Below are 1,171 nucleotides of genomic sequence, written 5' to 3'. Positions count from 1 at the left end.
AGCAGAAGCTCAGCTGCGTTATGCGTTGACGACTCGTCCGCGAGATCCTGAATTGCTCGGTGCTATGGGCAAGGTTTATCTACGTAGAGGGCAGCAGCAAAAAGCGCTCGAATACTTTAAACAGGCTCAGCGCTTAGATCATAATCCTGACTCGGCCTCAAAATGGGCAGCGCTAATCGAGACGTCTCAATATTGGGCGTATCTTGATCAAGGTGATGCCTTGGTAGAAAAAGGTCAGTTTAAGCAAGCAGAAAGCGTTTATCACAAAGCGATTCAAGTAGATAAATCCCAACCTTATGCTTATGCATCATTAGGCTCTTTGTATCTTGTACGAGAAAATTATGCCGCGGCAGAGAAGGTTTTCAAACAAGCTTTGCAACTGGATAGCAGCAATAGCTCTGCATTGCGTGGTCGCTTAGATGTTCGTATTCAGCAGCAAGATTGGTCTGGCGCGGAAGCACTCGCGCGCAGTTACTCAGCCCCACAGCAGAAAGTGGTCGCTGAAAAAATAGCGAGCATCAAGTCGGAAGTTATTTTGACTCGTCTGCGGATCGCAATCGCTCAAAATGATCAGGCAACGATGAAAGCGTCCGTAGAGGAATTGATTGCGCTACAGCCAACCTCCCCATGGTTAAGGCTTGATATTGCTGACGTGGTTCATTCAATGGGCGACAAAGTACGCGCGGATACGCTGATGTCCGATTGGGCTACATCTAGTAATGACCCTGAAATGAAATTTGCTTACGCGCTTTATCTCGCGCAGGACTTCAAAGTGAATGAGGCCATCGCTGAGCTAGAGAGCATCGCACAACATGACATGACAGACGCAATGCAGCGCAATTTAACCCGCTTGAAGCTTGATGCTCAGTTGAGAGACATTCAAACGCGTTACTTAGCTTCTCCCGAATCAGTAATGGCGACATTACGTGCGCTAGAGTCGGATTATCAAGGTCAAATTCAACCGCTCGCTCGTCTAGTGAGTGCGTGGTTAGACATTGATGAAGTTAAGGAAGCTGAGAGGATTTTCCAAAGCATTTCGTTTGCAGAAGATTGGTCAACCGATGACAAACTGGCTTACGGCAGCATGATGGTAAGCTTGAATCACTTTGAAGATTTTGATAGTTGGTATGCGAGCTTAGCATTAAATTCCGCAACACAAGATTTAAGTGCT

Annotated in this window: 1 protein-coding gene; it reads left to right on the top strand. The window is 46.6% G+C overall.

The features are described 5' to 3' along the window. On the top strand, positions 1–1,171 hold a 1,171-nt coding region (locus R7P74_RS24880), incomplete at both ends, for a tetratricopeptide repeat protein (RefSeq protein ID WP_318123310.1).

Source organism: Vibrio sp. 2033, assembly GCF_033339735.1.
The sequence above is the reverse complement of the archived record's forward strand: the minus strand, read 5'-3'. Positions and strand labels throughout refer to the sequence as shown.